Consider the following 5,961-nt stretch of genomic DNA (forward strand, 5'->3'; position numbering starts at 1 on the left):
CTTCCGGTATTTTGTGCATGGCGGCAAGCCCGACATTTATGGCATCAATGACGAGCTGTTCTGCTTCCTGCATGGGATGGTACATTTCCGGTCTGGCATCTTTGGAAACCGTTATGTAGAGGTTGTTGTCACTGTCTGTCTTATATTCATAGCTGCTGTACCGAATCCACGGCGCACTGGTATGTTCAAATAAATTTTTCATAAAAAATCTGCTCCAATCCAATCAATCCTGGCATATCATCTGATGTAATATTTCTTACATTATAAACAGTTACTCATTGTTGGTCAAGCTGTTTGTGGCTTTCAGTCAGAATACACTTATCTTCCCTTTTTCTTTCGCACTCCGTTTTCCAAGAAATATTTTTCGTCAATCGTTATCGGCAGACGATTTTCTTTCCTGTATGTGAGTATGCCGCCATAGAGCTTCCGTATCTTTTTCAGAGCAGTTTCCCGAATACCCCTGATATTCCGGTCAGTCTGTCCGATACTCTCCGCATATTCTGCTGTGGAATAATCACGCAGGAATAGATAATAGAGCATATTTTTGAGATGTGGTTTTAGTTCCTGCAATATCTCCGATAAATCTATATCCGTGACAAGTTCGTGTAGTGTTTCCGGACTGTCAAATATGAAATCAAGAAAATCGCCCGCAAGCATGAGCCTTCTTAGAATCATATCATAGGAAGGTCTGGTGGAAAGGTACCATTCATCTGCGCCCCATTCCAAAGGAACAGTGGATCGCCCTATTTCATGGTCTCTTTCTTTCCGTTCCCTGTTTGCGTCCAGTTTATCCCACCAGTACAGCACATTTTCAAAGTCGGCTTCTGTCCTTGCGCTTTCCTCAATACGCTGGATCGCAAGGGCGCGGGCTTCACGGTGGAGCATATCCCCGTCCGCTTCCGTTATGAAATTCTGCTCCCTGAATGCTGGGATTTCAGCGTATTTTGGCATTTATGGTCAGTCCCGTTTTTCTCCTATTAGTGAAAGAGTAATTCTTTTTGACTAGAAATCAGTTACACGAAAGGAGGGGCAGGCTATGAGGTACGGATAAAATGGGAATCCGGTTACTAAGTACGGAAGTCGGAGACTTAACGGTTCCCCGAACAATTATAAGGGAAATGCGTATGAATCGCAAGAAAGGATTGCATAATGGAGGCAGTAAAATTGAATAATGATATGGCAAAAACCAGTCCTTCTGCGGCTGGCTTTTTTACCGCAGGATAAGCGGGACGCTTTTCAAGGTCAGGGTATATACAGGTTCAGGGTATGCCGACACGCCCGATGAAAAAATATCCCGTTTAATCTGCAACGAAATGATGACAGGAGGCGGAAACTGTGGTATGATGGATTCACCACAGATGAGCCAGCCGGAAAGGAGTTCAACATGAACAACAGAACGGCTGGGGACAACAGAATAACAGCTCTTTATGAGCGACTCTCAAGGGACGATGAGCTTGCGGGAGACAGCAGCAGTATAGCCAACCAGAAAAAAATGCTGGAGGACTATGCGAAAAGCAACGGGTACACCAACACGGTGCATTTTACGGAAATGTAAATCGCTTAATTGATACAATGGGAATGAACAGAATATCGGAGAAACCGCTGAAAACAAGGGATTCCGGCACATTGAGTGCTGTTGGAATCCCTTGTTTGCGTTTGGGGCTGTGCCAGGGCAGCATGGGAGCAGTGGCCACGCACGGCCACAGTGGTCAAAAACCTGACCCCTCCGTGACCCCTCTGACCCCTGCGGCAGACCGTTTGACCCCTATGGCTGTGAAAGTGACCCCTGTGGTCGTGATTTTGACCCCTCCCCTTGTATAATGTGCCTCGGCGCCCCTATCAATAAACACAAAACGGCCGAACTTCTGTTGACCTGTCATACTTCATCTACAGAACATCTATACATATTGTAAATATCCGAAAGTGAAATATTTCCAGCGTACTTTCTTGACTATCGACCAAATGATTATACTAAGTGCGGCTACATAGGCACATCCTCTTACTTACATCAAAGGCGGATAATTCTAAGAGGATTCTTTGTGGAAAAGAAATTTAAGATGTTAAGTACGGTTGGTAAATTGCTTAACTATGGTTGATGATTTGTCGGAGGAAATCCGTTATACTATAGGTACTTTAAAGCAATCAGAAAGTCGGACGAATTCATAAGGCCGGAAACGGTTTACCAATTTGGAAAGGGAGGGCGCCATGGGAAGAATCTATGCGGCGAAAACAAACCATATCACAAATCCAATCGGATTCCAAATGGACAAAACTGTCTTTTCCTGGAAAGCTGCAGGCTGCACCGGGAAAAAACAAAAGAGTGCCAGGATTATCATAAGCAGGGAGGAAAGCTTTGAATCGCTTCTGCACGATACGGGGGAGGCAGAGCTGGACAGCCTTGCCGCCAGGATTGATCTGGAATTAGAGCCATGCACCAGATATTTTTGGAAAGTGATCGTTACAACGGACGCAGACGAAAGGATTGCGTCCGATGTGCAGTATTTTGAAACGGCAAAACGTGGGGAGGCATGGCAGGGAAAATGGATTACCTGCGATGGCAGCGAACCCCGGCATCCGATTTTTTTCAGGGAGATAAGACCTGAAAAACAAGTGCGGGAGGCGCGATTGTACATCTGCGGACTGGGCTTGTATGAGGCATATTTTTCGACAGGAGAAAAGCAGCCGCAGGTGAAGATCGGCGGGGAATACCTGGCGCCTTACTGCAACAATTATCATCGGTGGCTGCAGTACCAGACTTACGATGTGACAGAGCAGATAAAAGGCGGCGGCCGGCTGTCTGTGGTTCTTGGGAACGGATGGTATAAGGGGCGGTTCGGAGTCAATCGGCCGGAGCAAAGCGGTTATTATGGTGACGATTGGAAACTGATCGCGGAAGTACATATTGTATATGAGGATGGCAGTAAAGAAGTGGTGGCCACGGATGACACATGGGAAGTGGCCAGAAGCAATATTTTCTTTTCGAATATTTATGACGGCGAGAAGCGGGATGATAATTTAGAGGCTGTGCCGCCGGTAAAAGCACAGCTTTCAGAACCGCCAAGGGGAAGACTGGTGGAGCGCCTTTCCCTGCCTGTGACGGCCCATGAGGTTTTAAAGCCGAAGGAGTTGCTCCATACACCGAAGGGGGAGCTTGTTCTCGATTTGGGACAGGAGATTACGGGGATTTTCAGGCTGCATGTCCATGAGCCGAAAGGAACCGAAATCCGGATTCAGACGGGAGAGGTGCTGCAGGAAGGGTGCTTTTACAATGAGAATCTAAGGACGGCCCTGTCCGAATATGTCTATATTTCTGATGGAACAGAAAAAGATATCATGCCATGTTTTACTTTTTACGGATACCGCTATGTAAAGATTACGGGTATGCCGGATCTTTCCTGCGATGATTTTGCCGGGATTGCGCTGTACAGCGACTTTGAGACAACAGGGGAGATCCGGACGGGGAATGATCTGGTAAACCGGTTTATTTCCAATGTGCAGTGGGGAATGAAAGACAACTTTCTGGATGTACCTACCGATTGCCCCCAGAGGGATGAGCGGCTGGGATGGACCGGGGATACGCAGGTGTTTTCCGCTACGGCGTGTTATCTTGCGGATACCTATGCCTTTTATAGGAAATACTTGTATGACTTGTATCAGGAGCAGCTGTCTGCGGACGGGATGGTGCCGGTAACGGTTCCTGCCGTTGGCTCGGATATGACATCCTGTGCCTGGGGGGACGCGGCCTGCATCGTACCCTGGAATGTGTACCTGTTCTCCGGAGATAAAACCATACTGGAGGATCAGTTTGACAGCATGAAAGCGTGGGTGGATTACATCAGGCGGGTGGACGGGGAAAACCACGGCTGGAGGCAGCGTTTCCACTTTGGAGACTGGCTGGCGCTGGATAAGACAGGGGCGTCTGCAGGGAATGTGTGCGGGGCAACCGATGAAGCTTACATAGCGGATATCTATTATGCGGCCAGCGCCGAGCTTGTGGCAAAGGCTGCGGCGATGCTGGGGCAGAAGGCGGACGAGGAGGCCTACCGGGAGCTTGCCGGGAGGCTATGGGCTGTGGTAAAAGCGGAATATTTTACGGCTACGGGAAGATGTGCAATAAAAACCCAGACAGGATTACTTTTGGCCTTGAAATATCATTTGTCGGACGACGAGGAGCTGACGAGGAAAATGCTGAGGAAGCTCCTGCGGGAAAATAAGAACAAATTGAATACGGGTTTTGTGGGGACGTCCATCCTGTGCAATATCCTGACAGACAACGGAATGACGGACATGGCATACCGCCTTTTGCTGAATGAAGAATATCCGGGATGGCTCCATGAGGTAAAGCTGGGGGCTACGACGGTTTGGGAGAGGTGGAACTCGCTGGATGAAGAGGGCCGTATTTCCAGTACAGGGATGAACAGTCTGAACCACTATTCCTATGGGGCGGTACTGGAGTGGTGCTTCCGGCATGTGGCAGGGATCGATCTGCCGGAGGATTCTCCGGGGGCGAGGAAAGTGAGAATCTGCCCGAAGCTTGATTTTTCTTTGGGAAAGGCACATGCATCCTATGATTCTGCCAGCGGGAGATATGAATGCGGCTGGGAAATTTTAGAGGGAAACAGGGTAAAAATACAGATCAGGGTTCCTTTTGGCGGAGAGGGAAGGGTTATCCTGCCCGAGGCGCCGGATAACTTATATGGTGATAGGGCCAATCCTCTGTTTGCGGATGTAAGAAATGGTGTCTGCCATATTGAAGCAGGGGAGTATGAGGCGGTTTATGAAGCAATGAGGCCGCTGAAAAAAACTTATTCTGTGGATTCTACCATGGAGGAGCTGCTGGCAAACCCCCGGATTGTAGAGTTTTTATCGCCGCTGATGGAAGTTGAGATAATACCGGATATGGCTTATGATCTTTCGCTGCGCCAGACGGCGGAAACCTTTGGCGGAACGGTAGACGAGGAACAGATGAAGGCAGTGGATATGGCATTGGCGCAGTTTTAGGGAGCGGTATGAAATATTCGACTGGAATATCAGAAAGAATTTTACAATATAACAATCTTTATGGAAAATGGAAGGAGAATCCATGAATACGGAAGGACAAAACAAGAGAGTAGGAATCGGGGAAAAAATCAGTCTGTTTATGACATATGCGGGGAATATTCCCTTGATGACATTACTGTCGGCATATTTCCTGATTTACTATACAACTGTGGTTGGACTGGATCCTAAGGCGCTGGCAACATTGTTTTTAATCTCTAAGGTGGTGGATGGCATCAGTGATCCTGTCATGGGATATGTGCTGGATAGATTCCCGGTAACAAAATTGGGTAAATTCCGGCCGATGCTCATTTTGGGTACAATCATATGCGTAATAAATTACATCCTACTGTGGTTTGGCGCTGTCTGGAGCCCGGTGGGTAAATATGTCATTGTATACGTTACTTATCTGCTACTGGGATGGACCTTTGATGTTATGGATATATCCAAGAACAGCCTGATACCGGTTATGTCAACGAGCAGCAAGGAGAGAAACAAGCTGACGCTTGCCGGCGCTTTGGGGAATATGGCCGGTGCAGCCGTTATCGGCATACTGGGGCCGATCATTGTAGCGGAAGGCACATTACAGGGGTACTATGTGCTGATCTTTGGATCAATGGCTATGACGCTGGCGTTTTCCATTGTGGGAGCGCTGGGGGTAAAGGAAAGGGTTGCATTTGAAGGAACGGAAGAGGAAAATTATACGATAAAGGAAATGCTTTCTTTTTTGAGATATAAGCCTATCTGGGCCGTCTTTGTGACTACTTTGGTGGCAGGTATCGGAAGCCAGGTTTCAGGAGGGGCGAATGCATACTTTTATACCTTTATTGTCTGTATAATGGGGTTAAAACCCTCGCCTTAAGGCGAAACCTTTAGGTCAACCCCATAACCTCAAGTTTAGAAAAAAGTAAAAATAGAAATACT

At 47.6% G+C, this 5,961-nt stretch carries 3 protein-coding genes and 2 pseudogenes; 3 read left to right on the forward strand and 2 right to left on the reverse strand.

Annotated elements, in window-relative coordinates:
- Both ACTOY7_RS21220 and ACTOY7_RS21225 read right to left on the reverse strand, forming a co-directional pair.
- Positions 1 to 202, reverse strand: a pseudogene (locus ACTOY7_RS21220) (hypothetical protein); the annotation flags it as partial.
- 116 nt (positions 203 to 318) lie between these two features.
- The gene (locus tag ACTOY7_RS21225; protein WP_482672787.1) at positions 319 to 951 is read right to left on the reverse strand and encodes a sigma-70 RNA polymerase sigma factor region 4 domain-containing protein; all 633 of its coding nucleotides are present in this window, start codon (positions 949 to 951) and stop codon (positions 319 to 321) included.
- A gap of 433 nt (positions 952 to 1,384) precedes the next feature.
- Here ACTOY7_RS21225 and ACTOY7_RS21230 point away from each other — a divergent pair.
- The 3 genes and pseudogenes from ACTOY7_RS21230 to ACTOY7_RS21240 all read left to right on the forward strand — a co-directional run.
- Positions 1,385 to 1,549, forward strand: a pseudogene (locus ACTOY7_RS21230) (recombinase family protein); the annotation flags it as partial.
- Positions 1,550 to 2,205: 656 nt separating this feature from the next.
- A complete protein-coding gene (locus ACTOY7_RS21235; RefSeq protein WP_482672788.1) occupies positions 2,206 to 5,001 on the forward strand; it encodes an alpha-L-rhamnosidase in 2,796 nt (931 codons plus the stop codon).
- Between the two features lie 82 nt (positions 5,002 to 5,083).
- On the forward strand, positions 5,084 to 5,899 hold the full coding sequence (locus ACTOY7_RS21240) for an MFS transporter (protein ID WP_482672789.1): 816 nt from the start codon (positions 5,084 to 5,086) through the stop codon (positions 5,897 to 5,899).
- Positions 5,900 to 5,961 lie beyond the last annotated feature (62 nt).

It is taken from the genome of Schaedlerella sp., assembly GCF_056796775.1.